This is a genomic window from Sphingobium lactosutens, from assembly GCF_013393185.1.
Taxonomy (GTDB): Bacteria; Pseudomonadota; Alphaproteobacteria; order Sphingomonadales; family Sphingomonadaceae; genus Sphingobium; species Sphingobium lactosutens_A.
The window spans coordinates 11,552-31,175 of record NZ_QJQX01000081.1 but is presented as its reverse complement, the minus strand read 5'-3'; the positions used below and the strand labels follow the sequence as shown (position 1 = coordinate 31,175).

Below are 19,624 nucleotides of genomic sequence, written 5' to 3'. Positions count from 1 at the left end.
CGCGTCCTGCGGCAGGACCACGGTCAGGATGCCGTTCTTGAACGCGTTGCCGGAAAAGATGTCGGAGAAGCTGGGCGCGATCACCACCTTGATGCCGAGGTCGCCAAGCGCCCAGGCGGCATGTTCGCGGCTGGAGCCGCAGCCGAAATTGTCACCCGCGATCAGGATCGGGCTGCCGGCATAGGCGGGATCGTCGAAGACGTTGCCCGGTTCCTTGCGCAGCACCTCGAACGCGCCCTTGCCAAGGCCGGAGCGCGAGATGGTCTTGAGCCAATGCGCCGGGATAACGATGTCCGTGTCGACATTCTTCATGCCGAACGGATAGGCCCGGCCGTCGACGACGTTCAGCTTTTCCATCAATGAACCTTCTTCGTCTCAGCCGCCGGCGTGTCTTCGGCGCGGCCCAGCGTCGCGGCCATCGCCGCGCTGGCGAGCGCACCCAGCGTCAGCAGCCAGAAAATCTTCTTCATGCGACCATCCCCTCTTTATCGTTCAACATCGCGCGAACGTCGGTCAGGCGGCCGGTGATGGCCGCCGCCGCCGCCATTTCGGGCGACACCAGATGGGTGCGCGATCCCGGTCCCTGACGGCCCATGAAATTGCGGTTGCTGGTCGAGGCGCAGCGTTCGCCCGCGGGCACCTTGTCCGGGTTCATGCCGAGGCAGGCCGAGCAGCCCGGCTCGCGCCATTCGAAACCGGCGTCGAGGAAGATGCGGTCGAGGCCTTCCTCCTCCGCCTGCCGCTTGACCAGACCGGAGCCGGGGACGACCATCGCATGCTTGATGCCCGAGGCGATATGGCGCCCCTTGAGCAGCGACGCGGCGGCGCGCAGATCCTCGATCCGGCTGTTGGTGCAGCTGCCGATGAAGACATGCTCGATCGCGACATCCTCCATCCGCTGCCCGGCGACGAGGCCCATATAGTCGAGCGACTTCTGGGCGGCGGCCTGCTTGGACGGGTCGGCGAAGCTCTGCGGATCGGGGACCACGCCGGTCACGGGCACGACATCCTCCGGGCTGGTGCCCCAGGTGACGTTGGGCACGATGTCGGCGGCGTCGATGACCACGGTCTTGTCGAAGACCGCGCCCTCGTCAGTGACGAGCGTCTTCCACCAGGCGACGGCTGCGTCGAAATCCGCCCCCTTGGGCGCCATAGGGCGGTCGCGCAGATAGGCGAACGTCTTTTCGTCGGGCGCGAACAGGCCCGAGCGCGCGCCCGCCTCGATCGACATATTGGCGACGGTCAGGCGCCCTTCGATCGACATGTCGCGGAAGACGGAGCCGCGATATTCCATGACATAGCCGGTGCCGCCCGCCGTGCCGATCGTGCCGCAGATCGCCAGCGCCACATCCTTGGGCGTGACGCCGGGCGCAAGTTCGCCATCGACGACGACCGCCATCGTCTTCGACTGTTTCAGCAGCAGCGTCTGGGTGGCGAGCACATGCTCGACCTCCGACGTGCCGATGCCGAAGGCCAGCGCGCCCAGCGCACCATGAGAGCTGGTGTGGCTGTCGCCGCAGACCAAAGTCGTGCCCGGCAGCGTGAAGCCCTGTTCCGGGCCGACGACATGGACGATGCCCTGTTCCGCATCAGCGTCGCCGATCAGGCGGACCCCGAATTCGGGCGCATTGCGTTCCAGCGCGGCCAGCTGCTGCGCGCTTTCGGGATCGGCGATGGGAATGCGATTGCCCTGCGCGTCGCGGCGCGGGGTCGTGGGCAGGTTATGATCGGGCACCGCGAGCGTAAGATCGGGCCGGCGCACCTTACGGCCGGCGAGGCGAAGCCCCTCGAACGCCTGCGGGCTCGTCACTTCATGGACGAGGTGACGATCGATATAGATAAGGCAGGTGCCATCGGGACGCCGTTCGACAACGTGCGCGTCCCAGATCTTCTCATAGAGGGTGCGGCTTTGAGGCATGATACAGCCAAGCATTCTTTCTATTCATAGGAAGGCCGATGCAGAATGGGGAAGCAGCCATCGCCTCCCCTCCCGTGTCAGCGCCCGAACTGCGTTGCGATCCAGTCCTGCGCCACCCGCGCAGCCTCGCCCGCCATTTCGGGCTGGCCGAAATAATAATGATTGGCGCCCTCGATCACATGATGGGTCTGCGGCGCATTGACCGCCGCCGCCATCAGCCGCGCTGCATGGCTGGGCGTGCAGGCGTCGTCGGCGCTATTCTCGATCACCAGCAATGGCACGGAAAGGCGCGCTGCACAGCGCAGGCCATCCGCATTGGACTCATCATAGGCCCATTGCGACATCCAACTGCGCAACGTCGAGAAGCGTGCCAGCCCGACCGGCCCGTCATTGACGATGCGCGGATCGCCAAGGAAGCACCAACCGTCCGGCCGATCGCTCGGCTCCAGCGTCGCGTCGAGGAAGCGCGGATCGGCCATCGTCCCCTGCACCACGAAACCGCGTTCTTCATTCTCGCGGCCCTGCCTTCGCAGATCGGCCAGCGTCTCCTTGACCCAGGCGGTGATGCGCCGGTTGCGGGCGATCTGCGCGGCGCGATAGGCGGCGATATAGGCCGGATCATAGGGCGGCTTTGCCGGATTGGCTGGATCGTAGATATTCCATTGCGGATCGCGGTCGAACGGCCGACGTTCATCGGTGATGGACGGATCGATCCATTCCGTCAGCGTCAGATTGCGCGACAGATGCGCGGCGAGCAGCATCACGCCATCGGCCGGGATCAGCCCCGCGGCGGTCAGGTCGATCGGATCGCCCGCCGGGGTCGCCCGGACGGTCGGCTGCTGCGCCTCCGCCTGATAGAAGAGCGAGAGCGCGCCGCCCCCGCTCCATCCGCCCAATATCACCTTCTTGTAGCCCAGCCGTTCCTTGGCGTCCCGGATACAGGCGCCAAGGTCAAGCGCGACCTTCTCCATGATCAGCGCATTGTCGATCCCACGATAGCGGCTGTTGCAATAGATGACATGCTGGCCGAGCTTCGCCAATGTGCTGGGCAAGGGAAGCCAGGCGCCGCCGCCGATCGGGTGCATCATGATGACGACCGTGTCGGACGGCGTTTCGGGCTTCAGCAGATGTGCTTCCAGCACCACCTTGCCGACCTGCCCGCTATAGGTGTCCTTGAAGGCCGACCGCTCGTCGAAGATAACGAGATAGGGAATACGCTCATATTTCATGGATTCAGTCCTCTCCCTTGCGCGGCGCGGAACCGCGCAGGACCATGGCGTCCGCGCCGAAACGGGCGATCTTGGTGGCGTAGGTGCGGTCCGACCATTGGGCCAGATGCGCCGACAGCACCGCCGCCTCCTCCGCCATCACGGCGTCATGATCGGGCGTGCGGACGGTGATTTCGACCTGGATGCCATTGGGGTCGTACATATAGACCGAACGGACGAAGCCATGGTCGATCGGCCCGGCACATTTGATCCCGAAGTGGCGGATGCGCTGCTGCATCGCCAGCATGTCGGCCTCGTCCTTCGCCTCCAGCGCGATGTGCATGTCGAAACTGTCCTTGCGCTCGAACCAGGCCGGATCGGCGGTTTCCGGAGCATCAAAAAAAGCGACAAATGATCCGTCGCCCAGCTCAAAGAAGATGTGCATATAGGGCGTGTCGTCGCCTAGCCCCGGCACGGTATCCAGGATCACCCCAGCGGCGGGTTTCAGGCCCAGCACTTCACTATAAAACCAGCGTGTTTGTTCGGCATCGCGGCAGCGAAAGGCCACATGATGCATTTTGCCGAGCGGCGCGGCGGCAGGAAGGGGGACTGCCATGATTCTCTCCCGATGGATTGTTTCTTCCGATGACGCCATTGCAGCCTTTGCGAATATTTTTGTCAAATGGTTTTACATCATTGCCATTGCAGCAGGCGTCATTTCAGGGCAGGATCGGGTTCGAAAAAAATGGAGGATGCGCCTGATGGCGAAGAATGACGAGGCGACGAGCGGCTGGTCGCGCAAGGAATTTCTGAACCTGTTCGCGACCGGCGCCATGGCTGCGGCGACCGCACGGGGCGCGCCGGCTTCGGCGCTGGCCCGCGCGACGCGCCCGCTCAACATCTTGTTTATCGTCACCGATCAGGAACGCGCCCGGCTGCCCGCCGCCCTGCCCTTGCCGGGGCATGACCGGCTGAAGGCGCGCGCCACCGTCTTCGACAATCATTTCGTGCACACCGCGCCCTGCGGGCCGTCGCGATCGACCATCTATACCGGGCAGCACACCCAGCATACCGGCGTCTATCTCAACCCCAATTCAGCGCCCTATCCAGAACTGCCGCCGGAGATTCCGACGATCGGCCATATGCTGCGGCAGGCGGGTTATCGCACCGCTTACAAAGGCAAATGGCACCTGACCAATGAGGATCGCCGCTATGATGCGCGGGTGCATGACTATCCCAACGACGCCGATTATCTTGAGAAATACGGCTTTTCCCAGTTCAATTTCGACGGCGACAAGACCGGGCTGACGTGGGAGGGATTTCAGCGCGACGAAGCGACCGCCGCCGACGCCGCCGCCTTCCTCTACGATCAGGCCCAAGCGGATGTAGGTGCGGGCGCGGATGCCAAGCCCTGGTTCCTGGCGGTCAATTTCGTCAACCCGCATGATATCATGTGGTTCGACGCCACCGGCCGGCAGGAACAGACGCGGGTGGCCCCCAATTTCGTGTCGCCGCTGATGGGCGCGCCGGGCCACCCTATCTATCGCAAGGACTGGAAGCAGCCGTTGCCCCGCAGTTTCCATGCCGACGATCTATCAACCAAGCCGATGGCGCATCGCGCCGAACTGGCGTCGATGGTGTTCCTATATGGCGAATTGCCGCGCAGCGACGTGGCTGCGTGGGAGCGGTTCCAAAATTATTATTTCAACTGCGTGATCGACATGGATCGGCAACTGGTGCTGCTGCTCGACGCGCTGGAACGGTCCGGGCAGGCGGACAATACGATCATCATCTACACGTCCGACCATGGCGAGCGGGCAGGCGCGCATGGGATGCGGCAGAAGGGCAGCACCGTCTATGACGAGGATCTGCGCGTGCCGCTCTATATCGCCCACCCGGATGTCGCGGGCGGGCGCACTGTCCCCAATCTGGCGAGCACCGTCGATTTGGCGCCGACGATCCTGTCCATGGCGGGCGTGTCGGCGGATAGGATCAGGAGCCAGTGGAGCGCGCTCAGGGGCGTCGATCTCAGCCCCGTGCTGCACCAGAACGCCACGCGGACCGAGCGGGACAGCCGCGGCATCCTGTTCAACTATGCGGTCGGATATGGCTGGAACGCGCCCGACGTGCCGGCCGGCACGGAAAAGTCGAAGCCGCTGCCCAAGCCGGATTTCACCCTGCGGCGGCTGCATCGCGGGGTGTTCGACGGCCGCTACAAATTCGCCCGCTATTTCGCGCCCGCCGATCACCATCTGCCACGCGACTGGGCGACGCTGACCGCGCGCAACGATCTGGAACTCTATGATCTGGCGACGGACCCGGACGAGCTGGTCAATCTGGCGACGATGCCGCACGCCCATCGGGCAACGATGCTGCGCCTCAACGCCATGACCAATGCGTTGATCGAGACGGAAATCGGCGAGGACCGGGGCAAGGAATATCGCGGTGCCTATACGCTTCCGGCGTAAAAAAAACGGGCTTCGATCGCTCCCGCCGATCGAAGCCCGAGGCTGGGTGATCGTCGCGCTCAACCGTTGAGCGAAATCGGCAATGCCTTCATCGCGCCGACGAAATTGGACGCGATATAGCGCGGGCTGTCGAGCAGCTCATACTCGGGATAGCGGGCCAAAAACGCCTCCAGGATCAGCCGCAATTGCAGGATCGCCAGCCGCGATCCCAGACAATGGTGGAAGCCATAGCCGAAGGTCAGATGGCGCGAGGCGTTGGCCCGCGTGACGTCGAGCCGGTGCGGATCATCGAACATCGCCGGGTCATGATTGCCCGCGCCATAGAGCATCGCCACCCGCTCGCCCGCACACACCAGCGTTCCGCCAATCTCCACATCCTGCGTCGCGGTGCGCGCCATCTGGAGAACCGGGCTGAACCAGCGCAAAATCTCATTGACCGCACCGGGAATGAGCGAAGGGTCGGCGATCAGACGGCGGCGCTCGTCACGGAATACAGACAGCGCCCAGATCGCACCGGACAGCGAACTGCGTGTGGTTTCATTGCCCGCAGCCAGCATGTTCGAGAAGAAACTCTTCTGCTCGATCTCGCCCAGCGGCGCGCCGTCAATCCGGCCATTGGCAATGCGGCTGATGAGGTCGTCCTGCGGATCGCGCCGCCGCGCCTCCAGCAATTGCCAGCCATAGTCGAAAATATTGAGATAGCGGCGGTTCGCCTCCTCCATGCTGGGCGCATAGTCCGGGTCGTCGGTGCCGAACACCGAATTGGTGAAGTCGAAAATCCGTCCTTCATCCTCCGCGGGGATACCCATGATCGCGCAGATCGTCTTGATCGGCACGATGGCGCCGATCTCGGCGACGAACTCCGCGCTGTCCGCGCCCTCCAGCCGGTCCATCAGTTCGGTGACGGACGCACGGACACGCGTCTCTACCGCCTTGATGCCCGATGGCATGAAGAGTGGGCTGACCAAAGCGCGATAGGCGTTATGTTCGGGCTGGTCCATCGCCAGCATGAAGCGGGCGAGCGCCTGACCGATCTCCGGCGCCATCGCCAGGCGGTTGTCGGTCGAAATGCGAAAGCCTCGGCTCGACGTGAAGTTCACCGCATCGAGCGAGACAACGCGCATATCCTCATAGCGGGTCAGCAGCCAGAAAGGCGGCTGCTTGTCCGATCCGGGGTGAAGCAACATGGGCTGTTCGCGGCGCAAGCAGTCATAGGCGTCATGGGGATGCCCCGCCACGAAGCTGGCCGGGTCCAGCAGGTTGAAATCGCCGAGCGTCATATCCTCCGCCATCCTGTCAGAAATTGAGCGTGAACTGCGCCGCGATGGTGCGGGGCGGATCGACGAACTTGCCGAGCAGCGACGCTGCGAAGGGCACGGCGAAGGCGAAGGAGGAAGTCGTCCTGTTGGTCAAATTCTTGCCCACCAGCGCCACTTCCCAGCGGCGGTCCGCATCGCGCAGGCCGATCCGCGCGTCGAGCTTGGCAAAGCCGTTCTGCGCCGCGGCCGGATTATAGGAGGTTTCGAGATAGGTCCGGCTGCGGAAACTGATGCCGACATTGCCGAGCAGATGCAGCCTGTCCGTCACCGGCTGGTCGAGATCGGCATTCACCGCGCCGCTCCATTTGGAACTCAGTGGCACCGGCTTGCCCGCCGCATTATTGTTGAGCGGGTTGCAGGTCGGATTGTCGTAGAAACAGGGCGCGCCGGGGAAATCATCATAGTGGGCGTCGAGATAGGCGGCGGAGGCTGTCAGCTTGACCGTGTCCAGGATCGGGAAACTGAGGTCGGCCTCGACGCCCTTGCTGGTTGCCTGCCCGGCATTGGCGGTGATGAAACTGGCCGACACCGCGTCATAGCTCGATACCTGCAAATCCTTGAACTCGGTATGGAACAGTGCAATGTTGAAAAACGCCTTGCGATTGAACAGCGCCAGCTTGGCGCCGACTTCATAGGTTTCCGAGCTTTCCGGCTCGATCTGGAACTGGGCTGCTGTAGTGGTCGATTGAGCGCCGACAAAGCCACCCGACTTGGAACCCTGGCCGTAGGAAAGATAGAGCATCGCCGCCTTGCTCGGCTCCCATTGGACACTGGCCGAGGGATCCCATTCCTTTTCCACGCGCCGGCCGGACAGTGGCGTGGCGATCCATGACGGCAGGACGGCGCCTGTATTGGCGCGCTCCTGATCCGCCGTCTTCCGGTCATAGGTGTAGCGCAGGCTGCCGATCAGGCGGAAGCTGCTGGAGAATTTATAGGTCAACTGCCCAAAACCAGACCAGACGATATTGTCCTGATCGAAGCGGCGGTAGCTACCGCCATTATAGGCACCCACCCGAATACGCGTGTCGCCGATCAGCCGGTAATCGCTGGTCTGGAAATAGCCGCCGACAACATATTCAAGGCGATGATCGGTAGGCGAGGCTATCCGCACTTCCTGCGAGAACTGGTCATATTTTTCACCAAATCCGGTCGCAAGTTGCGGTGCCGGTCCGAAATCGGAATCCAGCCTTTTATCGAACTTGTAATGCGAATAGCCGCTGATGCTGGTCAGCACATGATCGCCAATGTCGATATTGACAGTCACCGAGCCGTTCAGGCTGTCCGTATTGTCGAAATCCTTGTCGACGAAGCCGGGAAAGCCGCTGGTGGCGCGGACGCGGTCAGGATCGGCGGCAGTCTGGATACGCTCCACCGCGGTTCCGGTGATGTCGACATGGCCGCCCTCCAGCTTGGCGATGACCTCCAGCCCCCGCCCCGCATCATAGAGCAAAGTGCCGCGCGCGAAGAAGGATTGGCGCTTGGGTTCGTTGCCGCTAAGCTGGCTGTTGCGGGTATAGCCGTCGCTCTTTTCGTAGCGCACCGCGATGCGCGCGGCGAGTGCGTCGCTAAGCGGGCCGGAAACGACGCCCTGCACGCTGCCGCCGCCCAGTTCGAACTCGGCCGAACCGTCGATCCGCGCCATGAAGTCGCGCGTCGGCTTGGCGGAAATGACGCTGATTGCGCCCGCGCTGGTATTCTTGCCGACCAGCGCGCCCTGCGGTCCGCGCAGCACCTCGATCCTTTCGATGTCGAGGAACGGCGCCTGAAACTGGCGGGCATGGCCGCCATAAATGCCGTCGACGAACAGGCCGACGGTCTGCTCCACGGCGAGATTGCCCGGCGGCGAGCCGATGCCCCGGATGAAGAAGGCATTGTTGCCCGGCGAAGGCTGGGCATAGAAATTGGGCACATATTGCTTGAGTTCGGTGAAGTCCTTGACGCCATTGCGGGTCAGCGCCTCACCGCCGATCACCGCCATGGAAATCGGTACGTCCTGAAGATTTTGCGCCCGCTTCTGCGCGGTCACGATGATTTCCTGAACGGCCGGTGCGTCCGCCGCTTCCGCCTCCTGCGCGTCGGCCGGGGCGAGCATCGCCGCCAACGACACGCAGGAGAGAAGAAGCCCGATTTTTCCGGGCGCAATGATCCTGCTGACAACCTTCACAAGCCTCTCCCCAATCATCATTTATTTGCCGATTTATGGTCGGGATAACAGTCAATATAATTGACATTTATCGGCGGCGCAAGCGTCGATATTTTTGCTCATATTTAAGTATAATATTATTTATTTTCATGAAATTACATTCAAAATCGTTGCTAAGTTTCGGCATGGCCCGTGGAAACAGATGATAAGAAAACAGACCTCAGCACTGCTCCACGAATCGCCATCAATTTTCATCAAATCTATTGACATTATTTTCGCAGAGCGCGACGGGATGGGCAAAGTGGCGGCGACGGCTTGAGTCACGCCGGTTCCGGGAGAGACATATGGACTTCGACCTGCCCAGCACGCTAACCGACTATCTGGCCGAGCTGGACGCCTTCATCGCCGCCGAGATCGCGCCCCTGCAGGCCGCCGATGACAATGAGCGCTTTTTCGACCATCGCCGCGAACATGCGCGCACCGACTGGGACCGCGACGGCCTGCCGCGCCACGAATGGGAGGCGCTGCTCAGCGAGGCCAAGCGCCGCGCCGACGCCGCAGGGCATCTGCGTTTCGCGCTGCCCAGCGAATTTGGGGGAAAAGACGGCAGCAATCTCGCCATGGCGGTGATCCGCGAGCATCTGGCCGCCAAGGGGCTTGGCCTGCACAATGATCTTCAGAACGAACATTCGATCGTCGGCAATTTCCCGCAGGTGCTGATGTTCCGTGACTTCGGCACGGTCGAACAGCAGGCGGAGTTCATTCCCGGTCTGGTCGAGGGGCATCGCGCCCTACCCTTCGGCCTCACCGAACCCGATCATGGCTCCGACGCGACGCATATGGAAACCACCGCTGCCCGCGAAAGCCGTAACGGCGTTCCCGGCTGGCGGATCAAAGGCGAGAAGATGTGGACCACCGGCATGCATGTGGCGACGCACTGCATGGTGTTCGCCCGCACATCGGGCAAGCCGGGCGACGCGCGCGGGGTCAGCTGCCTGATCGTGCCCGCCGATGCGCCAGGAGTCGAGATCGCCGAATATCTCTGGACCTTCAACATGCCGACGGACCATCCGCGCGTGCGCTTCGACAATGTCTGGGTGCCCGACAGCGCGATGTTCGGCGCGCCCGACGAGGGCCTCGCGCTCGCCCAGCATTTTGTACACGAGAACCGCATCCGTCAGGCCGCTTCCTCGCTCGGCGCGGCCGCCTATTGCGTGGAGCAGAGCATCGCCTATGCCCGCGCCCGCAAACCCTTCGGCAAGCCGCTGGCCGCCAATCAGGCGATCCAGTTCCCGCTGGTCGAGTTGGCGACGCAGATCGAGATGCTGCGGCTGATGATCCGCAAGACCGCCTGGGACATGGACCGGATGACCAAGCCGGAGGTGGCCGAAAAACTGTCGGACAAGGTGTCGATGTGCAATTTCTGGGCGAATCGGCTGGTGTGCGAGGCGGCAGACCGGGCGATGCAGGTGCATGGCGCGATCGGCTATTCGCGGCACAAGCCGTTCGAGCATATCTACCGCCACCATCGCCGTTATCGTATCACCGAGGGGGCAGAGGAAATCCAGATGCGTAAGGTTGGGGCTTGGATGTTCGGCTATGCCGGTCCACATCGGATTATCGGGGGAGAGTGAGCCGTGGACGTTATGCAGATCGATAGCATCGCCTTCAACGCGCTGGAGGACCATGTTGGCCGCGCCTTCGGGCCATCGGCATGGCGCGAAATCTCGCAGGGCCGCATTGATCTTTTCGCCGATGCGACGGACGATCATCAGTGGATTCATGTCGACACGGTGCGCGCCGGGCAGGAATTGGGCGGCACCATCGCCCATGGACTGCTGACCCTGTCGTTGCTCCCCACGATGATGGACGACCTGCTGCACATCGATGGCGTCGCCCATATATTGAATTACGGTCTCAACCGCGTTCGCTTCACCCAGCCGGTAAGGGCCGGCCTGCGCGTGCGGTCGCGGCTGCGCATACTGTCCGTCGAACCGCGCGGCGCGGGGCGCATGGTGACATGCGAGATGACGGTGGAGATCGAAGGCGAGACACGGCCCGCCTGCGTGGCGGAAACGGTGATGCTGTATCTGCCCGCCGTACGGTCTGAGCGCCGTTCAAAGCTGCCCCCTGGGTCAAGCCTGGGGTGACGATAACAGAGCGCAGAATCTCAGGCCGCCAGCCAGGCATAGTCGCCCTGGCAATAGAGCAGCGGTTCGCCATCTCCCAGATGGACCGCCTCTACCCTGCCCATGAAGATGCTGTGGGTGCCACATTCCACGGTCTCGTCCAACCGGCAACTGAGCCGGGCCAGCGCGTCCGCCAGCGCCGGCGAGGGCGCCGTGCGGTCCCATTGCCCAACCGCAAAACGATCCCCTGCCGTGCCGCCGCCAAAAGCCGCCGCCACATCGCGATGCCGAGCCGTCAGATAATTGACCTCGAAACGCCGCGACGCCTGCACGATCGCGTTAAGCCGCGTTGACCGGTTGACGCAGACCAGCAGGGTCGGCGGCTCCATCGTTACCGATGTCGCCGATGTCACCGTCACCCCGCTCAGCTCCGCGCCGAAGCGCGCCGTCACCACCGCCACGGTGGCGGCGACGCAGCGCATGGCCAACCGCAGCGCCGTGGCGTCCGGAATTTGCGCCAATTGCGTCATCCCCTTGCTCCCCGTCAGGTTAGCGTCGAGTTGGGCGCCAGCCCCACCAGTGCCCGGCCGTGCAATTCGGTGGCGACGTCCAGATCATAGACGACATGGCTCGCCATTACCTGCACATCGCGCAGCGCGCGTTGCAGCGGGTTGTCGAGGCTGTGAACGCTAGACCCCGAACTTTCGCACAGCGTCTGGATCGCCTCGCGGCACTGGCCGACAGCAAATGCGATCTGGCCGCGCAGCTGGATACGCGCTTCGGTCTGCTCCGGCTCATCGATGACGCCAAGGCCGACATTGCGCCGCGCCGCATCGCGGATCGCCAGTTCCGCCGACCGTACCAGCATGTCCGCGCGGGCAAGGCGCATCTGCGCCGCCGGCTTTTCCGCCTGCGTCCCTTCGCTACCCATCTTCACATGGCCGGAGAGCCGCTCCTTGGTCTGCTCGACCGCCGATCGCGCCGCCCCCAGCGCCGGGATCGCCGCCGTCACGGCAAGGCTCGGCAACATGGGCGAGGCATAGAGCGGATTGTCATACAATTGCGCCGCGAGGCCGCGCCCCGACCGGGCGGGACCAACGGCAAAGGCCCGATGCGCAGGCACGAACAAGTCGGAGAGTATTATGTCGTTGCTGCCCGTGCCGATCATGCCATCGACCTGCCAGGTGTCGATCACCGTCGCCTCACCCGCGGGCAGGATGAACATGTGCATCACCGGCCCTGCCTCGCCGGGCACGAAGGCGTTCACCATCACCCAGTCGGCATGCATGATGCCGGTGCCCCATTTCCAGTGGCCGGTCAGGCGATAGCCACCCTCGACGGGTTCCGCCCGGCCAGGCGGCGCGGCGACGCTGGGCGCGACGATATAGGGATGGCTGCCCCAGATCTCCGCCTGCGTTTCCTCGGGAAATTGCGCGAGCAGCCAGTTATGCTGGGCGCAGAAGCTCGCCACCCAGCCGGTCGAGGCGCAGCCTTCGGCAAGCGGCAGGGTGGCGTCGATATATTGGTCGGGAGTCAGTTCCAGACCGCCGAACCGGCGCGGCACCATCAGGTAGAAATAGCCCGACTGGCGGATCGCGGCCCACATGGCATCGACCGGCCGCCGCAGCCGCTCCGCCTCCCGCGCATGCTCCGCGAGCAGGGGTTTGAGCGCGCGGGTCCGCTCGATCAGCCGTTCCGGCGTCAACTCCGCCAGTTCCCCGGCGGAGAGGAAATCATCCCCCGGCGGGATGCGGCGATCCGCCAGTCTGGGCGCGGTAGTCGAATCATTCATGGCGGCTCTCCTGCATATCCTGCTTTGGCCTCCATTGTTTCCGACTCACAATTATTGTCAAGTATATTTACATTTATTGATACTGGAAGCAGCCCATGGTTGCAAAATTCCGCGCAATTCAGCACAAAGGAAGAATGTCAACTAACCTGCTAATGCTCGATCTGGTGAAAGCCATCTACTGGTTCGACGAGGCGCTACAGCAAGGGCTGCGGGCGAGGGGCTGGAACGATGTAACCCGCGCCCAGTCGCTGGTGCTCGCTAATCTCGCCAATGGCGAGAGCCGTTCGGCCCGGATCGCGGAAAATCTCGGCGTCTCGCGACAGGCGATGAGCCAGATGCTGGCGGAGATGGTGGCGAAGGATTTGGTCTGCGTGGCAGACGATCCAGGCGACCGGCGAGCGCGGATCGTGACCTTCTCTCCGTCATCGGGGCCGCTGCGCGAGGATGCGGGCACGATCCTGCTGGCGTTGGAGAGCCGGCTGGAACGCCATATCGGCAAGGCGCGGATGAAAGCGGTGCGCGCGGCCATGGGCATCGACTGGCGAAGCGTCTGAAAATTGGACAAGGAAGGGTTTAGAGGTACAAATTAACGTCAGATTATTTTACAAATATCGCCACCCCAACTATAGCATCCGTCAAAGTGCCGTCGATCACGCGGCAGCGGCTGTTGGAGAGATGCGAGAATGCCCAAGATCCTGATCGTCTTCCATTCGCGCGACGGCATGACCGAAGCGCTCTCCCGCGCCGTGGCGGAAGGCGCGGCCGCGGCCGGCGGCGAAGTGCGCATCCGGCGTGCGCGCGAAATGGTGACGCCCGATGTGATGGCGATGGTGCCCGGTTGGGCCGACAATGCGACGCGTATGAACGCGCTCTATCCCGCGCCGGTCGCCGACGACGCGCACTGGGCTGACGCGATCCTGTTCGGCACGCCGTCCCGCTTCGGCCTCGTCTGCGCTGAAGTGAAGGCCTATCTCGACAGCCTCGGTGCGCTCTGGGCGAGGGGCCAGCTGGTCAACAAGGTCGGGTCGGCCTTTGCCAGTTCGGGCAGCACCCATGGCGGCAATGAAGTGACCAGCCTGACCCTGTTCGTGCCGATGGCGCATTTCGGCATGGTCATCGTCCCGCCGGGCTTTGCCGATCCCGCGATGTTCCAGGCGGGAACGCCCTATGGCGCGTCCGCCGTCTCGCATAATCGTCCGGGCGCCCTGCCCTCCGACGCCGAATGCGCCGCTGCCCGCTTTCAGGGACGCCATGTCACGGCTATCACGGCTGCGCTGAAAGGTGCCGGACTACATCCCATGGAGTGAGTAGCGATGACCAACCCTCCCCTGCCGCCGTCATCGGCCGAACTGTTCGAAGCGATCGTGAACCAGCGCCGATCGGTTCGCGCGTTCCTGCCGCAACCGATCGCGCCGGAGTTGATCGAGCGCCTGTTCACCATCGCCGGCAAGGCGCCTTCCAATTGCAATGTGCAGCCCTGGATCACCCATGTTGTGTCCGGATCTGCCCTGTCCCGCGTCCGCGCGCTGCTGCTGGAAGAGGCGCAGGGCGGTCGCATGGACCCCGACGTCCCGCTGACGTCCCATTATGTCGAGCAGTATCAGGCGCGGCGGATCGGATCGGCAATGACTCTCTTTCGCGCGACCGGCGTCGAGCGGGGCGACAGGGACGCCCGCACGCGCTCCTTCTTGCGCAATTATGAACTGTTCGATGCCCCGCACGCGGCCTTCTTCTTCATGCCGCGCTATTTCGGCCTGCGCGAAGCGGCCGACATCGGCCTCTACGTACAAACCCTGATGCTCGCTCTGACCGCGCACGGTCTCGGCTCCTGCCCACAAGGCGCGATCAGCCACTTTTCAGGCGCATTGAAGCGCGAACTGGGCGTCTCCGACGATCTCATCTGCCTGTTTGGCCTCAGTTTCGGCAATCCCGATTTCAGCCACGCCTCTGCGGCCGCCATCACTGACCGGGCATCTCTGTCAGAGCTGGTCGTCATGCATGAGTAGCTGTCGCCACCCTTGGACAAGAAGGGCGACGACATTTTGTTCGGAAAAGATTTACGATGGCAGTTTTCCGGCACGCCATTCTTGTTCCAGAATGACCAGGTGTGGCGCATCATGGCCATTTCAGCGGTCGCCCCATTCACGACGCTTAGCCTCAATCCGGGCTTCCTGGCTTCAGACAGTCCTCTTTTTCTCATGCCGTTGCAGGTGCGCATCACGGAATGAAGCATGTTGAGAGCTACTCAAGATGACTAGTAAACCAATAGCCGATGCCACTGCGCCCGCGATTGAGACGAAGGGGAGGCTCAACCCTGCCGCAATAACCCCGCCGCCCAGCGCCGCGCCGATGGCATTGCCCAGATTGAAAGCGCCGATGTTCATCGACGACGCCAGATTGGGCGCATCGCCGGCCGCGCTCATCACCCGCACCTGGAGTGGTGGCACGAGCGCGAAGCTCGCAATGCCCCACAAGAAGATCAGCACCGCCGTCGGTCCGGCAAAGGGCATGGCAAAGGCGAAGGCGATGAGGATCGCCGTCAGCGCGCCCAGCGTCACGATCAGGGTTCTGTCTACCGAACGGTCGGCAAAGCGCCCGCCCAGCCAGTTGCCGATCGTCAGCCCCACGCCATAGAGCACGAGCATCGCGGTCACGAAGCCGATCGAGCCATGGGTCTGCTCACGCAGGATCGGCGTGATATAGGTGAAGACGGTGAACATGGCACTCGCACCAACAACGGTTAGGCACAGCGCCGCCAGCACCGGCCCACGCATCAGCACACGCAGTTCGGATCGCGCATCGCCATCGGTCGAGGCCGGGATGTCCGGCAAGGTCAGGCGCAACGCCAAAATCGTCAGGACGCCCAGCGCTGCAATACCCCAGAAGGCCGAGCGCCAACCCATGACTTCGCCGGCCCAGGTCGCAAGCGGCACGCCGACGACATTGGCGATCGTCAGCCCCATGAACATGGCGGCGACCGCGCCCGCCTGCCGCTGGGGCGAGACCAGACTGGCGGCGACGATCGATCCGACGCCGAAGAAGGCGCCATGGTTGAGCGAGGTGATGATCCGCGCGAACAGCAACATGGCATAGCTACCCGAGAGCGCCGCGATCAGATTGCCGACGGTGAAGATGGCGGTAAGGCCGATCAACAGGGTTCGGCGCGGCAGCCGGCCGGTAGTCAGCGTCATCAAAGGCGCGCCCAGCATCACACCGATCGCATAGGCGCTGATCAACAGGCCGGCGGCGGGAATGGAGACGCCAAGGTCGGCGGCGATGACGGGCAACAGGCCCATCGGCGCAAATTCGGTGACGCCGATACCAAAGGCACCGGCAGCCAGCGCGAGAAGGGGTGGATTGATTTTCATGATGTTCCTCCCGTCAGACAAGTGGCGGGTTCAGCCGGGCGAAACCGGCCTGCTGATGATAGGGGGCATGGGGATAGGCCGGCATTTGATAGCTGGCCCGATCGAGCCGAGCGACCTGATCGGCGGTGAGACACCAACCCACGGCGCCCAGATTCTGGCGAAGTTGCTCTTCGTTGCGCGCGCCAATGATGACCGACGAGACAGTCGGCCGTTGCAGCAGCCAGTTGAGCGCGACCTGCGGCACCGTCCTGCCGACCTCGGCCGCAATCTCATCCAGCGCATCGACAACGCGATAGAGAAGTTCGTCCTCCACTGGCGGCGCGAAGGCGGCAGTCTGATGCAGACGACTGCCGTCGGGAATCGGGCTGTTGCGCCTTATTTTGCCGGTCAGCCGGCCCCAGCCGAGCGGACTCCACACGAGCGCGCCCACGCCCTGATCGGCGGCGAGCGGCATCAGATCAGCCTCATAGGCGCGGCCGATCAGCGAATAATAGACCTGATGCGCAATGAAGCGCGGCCAACCATGACGGTCCGCCGCGTCCAGCGCCTTCATCAACTGCCAGCCGGGATAGTTGGAGACGCCAACATGGCGCAGCTTGCCAGCACTGACCAGTTGATCGAGCGTCGCCAGCAATTCCTCGACCGGGGTCGACGCATCGAAGGCATGCAATTGAAGTAGGTCGATATGATCGGTGCCGAGGCGCTTCAGGGCCGCCTCGACTCCCCGGATCAACCGGTCGCGCGATACGCCCCAGTCATTAGGTCCATCCGCTGTCGGCAAGCCAAGCTTCGTGGAGATCAGCACCTGATCGCGCAATCCCTTGACAGCCGCGCCCAGCACCTCCTCCGACGCGCCATTCGAATAGACGTCGGCAGTGTCGAACAGGGTGATGCCGGCGTCGAGGCATATGTCGATCAGACGGCGGGCTTCCTGCGCGTCGCTGTTGCCCCAGGCGCCGAACAAAGGCCCCGAACCTCCAAACGTGCCGGTGCCAAAGCTCAGCGCAGGCACGCGCAGACCTGATGCCCCCAGTTGCCGATATTCCACCATTATCCCTTTCCATTCTGTGATACGCGCATAGATGGAATGGGAGGTTGCTTCAGTTTAGTGGGCCGTCAGGCGAAGGATCTTTGCGATGGATGAAAAGACACCCTTTCATACCGATCGAGCACGGGCCTTGGAAACCTTCGCAGCCGTGGTCGCCGAAGGCAGTTTCTCGGCCGCCGGACGGTTGCTGGGCCTCACCCCTTCTGCGGTCAGTCGCGCGGTCGATCGGATTGAGGACCGGCTGGGGGTTCGGCTGCTGCTGCGCTCCACCCGCGCGCTGACATTGACGGCTGAGGGCCAAGCCTATCTAAGCAGCGCGCGACGCATACTGACCGACCTGGACGAGGCCGAGCAGGCGATCGCCGATCGTGGCGCCCCGCGCGGTCGGCTGCGGGTGAGCGCAGCCCATTCCCATGGCCGGCTGCGTATCGTGCCGCTGCTTGGCGAATTTGCGCAACTCTATCCGCACATATTGGTCGACATCAGCCTCAGCGACCGGCTGGTCGACATCGCCGGTGGGCAAGCAGATGTCGCGATCCGCTTCGGGCCGCTCATCGATAGTCCGTTGACCGCACGCAAGCTGGGTGAGAATGGCCGCGTCATCGTCGCTTCGCCGACTTATCTGAAACGCCATGGCACGCCGATCATACCCGAGGATCTGCACGGCCATAATTGCCTGAACTTCAATTTCCGTCGAGCCGAGCCAGTCTGGCCTTTCCGCAAGGACGGCCGCGACTATGCATTGAGCGTCCGCGGTACGATCGAGGCCAATAATGGCGAGACGTTGGGGCAACTTGCGGCGGATGGCGTCGGCATCACGCGAGTTGGTCGGTTCAGCGTGCAACCCGAACTTGCTTCGGGTCAGTTGGTGCCGATTTTAGAAGCGTATAATCCAGGTGACGTAGAGACTATCCATGCCGTCTTTTTGGGCGGTGCCAATGTGCCAGCTCGCCTTCGGGTGTTTGTGGACTTCTTGGCTGCGAGATTGAATCTACACTGGTCGGGGAAATGAAATGATGTTCTCGTTTAACGAGGAGTGATATCGATCTGAGAGTCGAAACGAGCCTTGAACAGCCATCGATACTACGGCTCTTGCAGGCCACTCAGAAATGGAAATCTTGCGTAAAGCCGACGTTGATTGTGGTCCATTTTTTGGAGGCGGGGTGACATTTTGCCTCTCCAAAAGCAGCCAAACATCCTATCGTTGGTTACTGGAGAGTGCCAAACTTAGAGGTGAATCATGGATCGAACGGTAATCCTGACGGTGGTCGGCAGTGATCGCCCCGGCCTTACTCACGCGATAGCCGATGCGGTATATGCGGCAGGCGGCAACTGGCTGGAGAGCCATCTTTCGCGGCTCGGCGGAAAATATGTCGGCTCGGTGTTGGTCGAACTGCCTGAAACGCGCCTGGATGAACTAGAGAAGGCCGTCCTCGGGATCGATGCGTTCGGGATCAAAGTCGACATCATCGAGTCTGCCACAACGGACGAGCGTACAGGACAATCGCTGACAATCGACATTGTCGGGCAGGATCGCCCCGGAATCGTTCGTGAAGTGACCACCGTACTCGCCGGGCTGGAAGTTAATATCGAGGATTTTGCTACTGCCATTGAAGGCAGCGCGTGGTCCGGCGCGCCGCTGTTTAAAGGGAAAATGAAGCTGTTGATTCCGGAAAATCTCTCCACCGACACAGTATGCGAGGCGCTCGAAGGCATATCGGGAGAGATTATGGTCGATTTCGCTTCCGCTACGAACTGAACGAAGATCTAACGCGAAGTACAGCGGCCCCACAACACCGACCTTCTCGACCCTTTCTGGCCATTCAGCTGCCGATTTCCGATCCCCAGATGTGGACGGACGGAGCGCTTTTCGGTTCTGGGCGCCCAAATCTGTTCGAAGGTGGCACCCTAAAAGTGGAACAGTCAACGGACGCTTGCTTAGGCACGACCTTAGGCTCAGGACCTATTAAACCTCTTGCCGATCAAGCGATTGGTTGATTCAATGGCGCCGTGAGGAGGCGTCGTCATGAGTGATCTGATCTGGCTGTCGGAGGCGCAGATGCGCCGGATCGAGCCATATTTTCCGCTGTCGCACGGCGTGCCACGGGTGGACGACCGTCGGATTATCAGCGGTATCATCTTCGTGATCAGGCATGGCTTGCGATGGTGCGATGCGCCGGCCGACTATGGTCCGCCGAAGACAATTTATAATCGCTTCATCCGGTGGAGCC

General features: G+C 62.6%; 19 protein-coding genes. 9 read left to right on the top strand and 10 right to left on the bottom strand.

Annotated elements, in window-relative coordinates; all coding sequences use genetic code 11:
* From leuD to DM806_RS23775, 4 genes are all read right to left on the bottom strand, one after another.
* Positions 1 to 357, bottom strand: a 357-nt coding sequence (gene leuD / locus DM806_RS23790; RefSeq protein WP_179044180.1) for a 3-isopropylmalate dehydratase small subunit, incomplete at its 3' end; no start/stop codon positions are given.
* Between the two features lie 109 nt (positions 358 to 466).
* A complete protein-coding gene (gene leuC, locus DM806_RS23785) occupies positions 467 to 1,918 on the bottom strand; it encodes a 3-isopropylmalate dehydratase large subunit (RefSeq protein WP_179045634.1) in 1,452 nt (483 codons plus the stop codon).
* A 77-nt stretch (positions 1,919 to 1,995) separates the two neighbouring features.
* Complete coding sequence (locus DM806_RS23780) at positions 1,996 to 3,147, bottom strand: alpha/beta hydrolase (RefSeq protein WP_179045633.1); 1,152 nt, start codon at positions 3,145 to 3,147, stop codon at positions 1,996 to 1,998.
* 4 nt (positions 3,148 to 3,151) lie between these two features.
* Positions 3,152 to 3,742: a VOC family protein gene (locus tag DM806_RS23775; protein WP_179045632.1), complete on the bottom strand. Its 591-nt coding sequence runs from the start codon at positions 3,740 to 3,742 to the stop codon at positions 3,152 to 3,154.
* A 145-nt stretch (positions 3,743 to 3,887) separates the two neighbouring features.
* Here DM806_RS23775 and DM806_RS23770 point away from each other — a divergent pair, with 145 nt between their 5' ends.
* Entirely contained in the window at positions 3,888 to 5,594 is a 1,707-nt protein-coding gene (locus tag DM806_RS23770) for a sulfatase-like hydrolase/transferase (RefSeq protein ID WP_179045631.1), read from the top strand.
* Positions 5,595 to 5,653: 59 nt separating this feature from the next.
* Here the strand turns inward: DM806_RS23770 and DM806_RS23765 are convergent, their stop codons facing one another.
* Together DM806_RS23765 and DM806_RS23760 are read right to left on the bottom strand one after the other, a co-directional pair.
* Entirely contained in the window at positions 5,654 to 6,874 is a 1,221-nt protein-coding gene (locus DM806_RS23765; protein WP_179045630.1) for a cytochrome P450, read from the bottom strand.
* Between the two features lie 16 nt (positions 6,875 to 6,890).
* Entirely contained in the window at positions 6,891 to 9,077 is a 2,187-nt protein-coding gene (locus DM806_RS23760) for a TonB-dependent receptor (protein WP_179045629.1), read from the bottom strand.
* Between the two features lie 323 nt (positions 9,078 to 9,400).
* Between DM806_RS23760 and DM806_RS23755 the strand changes: the two genes are divergently transcribed.
* A complete protein-coding gene (locus tag DM806_RS23755; protein WP_179045628.1) occupies positions 9,401 to 10,690 on the top strand; it encodes an acyl-CoA dehydrogenase family protein in 1,290 nt (429 codons plus the stop codon).
* Between the two features lie 12 nt (positions 10,691 to 10,702).
* On the top strand, positions 10,703 to 11,206 hold the full coding sequence (locus tag DM806_RS23750) for a MaoC family dehydratase (RefSeq protein ID WP_179045639.1): 504 nt from the start codon (positions 10,703 to 10,705) through the stop codon (positions 11,204 to 11,206).
* Between the two features lie 20 nt (positions 11,207 to 11,226).
* On the opposite strand, the gene DM806_RS23745 is transcribed toward DM806_RS23750, so the two are convergent.
* Both DM806_RS23745 and DM806_RS23740 read right to left on the bottom strand, forming a co-directional pair.
* Entirely contained in the window at positions 11,227 to 11,715 is a 489-nt protein-coding gene (locus DM806_RS23745) for a flavin reductase family protein (RefSeq protein WP_179045627.1), read from the bottom strand.
* A 14-nt stretch (positions 11,716 to 11,729) separates the two neighbouring features.
* Complete coding sequence (locus DM806_RS23740) at positions 11,730 to 12,977, bottom strand: acyl-CoA dehydrogenase family protein (RefSeq protein ID WP_179045626.1); 1,248 nt, start codon at positions 12,975 to 12,977, stop codon at positions 11,730 to 11,732.
* Between the two features lie 134 nt (positions 12,978 to 13,111).
* On the opposite strand from DM806_RS23740, the gene DM806_RS23735 reads away from it, so the two are divergent.
* From DM806_RS23735 to DM806_RS23725, 3 genes are all read left to right on the top strand, one after another.
* Positions 13,112 to 13,531: a MarR family winged helix-turn-helix transcriptional regulator gene (locus DM806_RS23735; protein ID WP_179045625.1), complete on the top strand. Its 420-nt coding sequence runs from the start codon at positions 13,112 to 13,114 to the stop codon at positions 13,529 to 13,531.
* Positions 13,532 to 13,660: 129 nt separating this feature from the next.
* Complete coding sequence (gene wrbA / locus DM806_RS23730) at positions 13,661 to 14,284, top strand: NAD(P)H:quinone oxidoreductase (RefSeq protein WP_179045624.1); 624 nt, start codon at positions 13,661 to 13,663, stop codon at positions 14,282 to 14,284.
* A 6-nt stretch (positions 14,285 to 14,290) separates the two neighbouring features.
* On the top strand, positions 14,291 to 14,983 hold the full coding sequence (locus DM806_RS23725; RefSeq protein ID WP_179045623.1) for a nitroreductase: 693 nt from the start codon (positions 14,291 to 14,293) through the stop codon (positions 14,981 to 14,983).
* Between the two features lie 171 nt (positions 14,984 to 15,154).
* Here the strand turns inward: DM806_RS23725 and DM806_RS23720 are convergent, their stop codons facing one another.
* Both DM806_RS23720 and DM806_RS23715 read right to left on the bottom strand, forming a co-directional pair.
* Positions 15,155 to 16,345: an MFS transporter gene (locus DM806_RS23720; RefSeq protein ID WP_179045622.1), complete on the bottom strand. Its 1,191-nt coding sequence runs from the start codon at positions 16,343 to 16,345 to the stop codon at positions 15,155 to 15,157.
* A gap of 13 nt (positions 16,346 to 16,358) precedes the next feature.
* Positions 16,359 to 17,393 carry an aldo/keto reductase gene (locus DM806_RS23715; protein ID WP_179045638.1) on the bottom strand — a complete coding sequence of 345 codons (1,035 nt, stop codon included), beginning with the start codon at positions 17,391 to 17,393 and terminating at the stop codon, positions 16,359 to 16,361.
* Between the two features lie 88 nt (positions 17,394 to 17,481).
* On the opposite strand from DM806_RS23715, the gene DM806_RS23710 reads away from it, so the two are divergent.
* The 3 genes from DM806_RS23710 to DM806_RS23700 form a co-directional block, all read left to right on the top strand.
* Positions 17,482 to 18,405 carry a LysR family transcriptional regulator gene (locus DM806_RS23710; protein WP_179045621.1) on the top strand — a complete coding sequence of 308 codons (924 nt, stop codon included), beginning with the start codon at positions 17,482 to 17,484 and terminating at the stop codon, positions 18,403 to 18,405.
* A gap of 228 nt (positions 18,406 to 18,633) precedes the next feature.
* Positions 18,634 to 19,152: a glycine cleavage system protein R gene (locus DM806_RS23705; protein ID WP_179045620.1), complete on the top strand. Its 519-nt coding sequence runs from the start codon at positions 18,634 to 18,636 to the stop codon at positions 19,150 to 19,152.
* Positions 19,153 to 19,419: 267 nt separating this feature from the next.
* Positions 19,420 to 19,624, top strand: a 205-nt coding sequence (locus DM806_RS23700) for a transposase (protein ID WP_179045619.1), incomplete at its 3' end; no start/stop codon positions are given.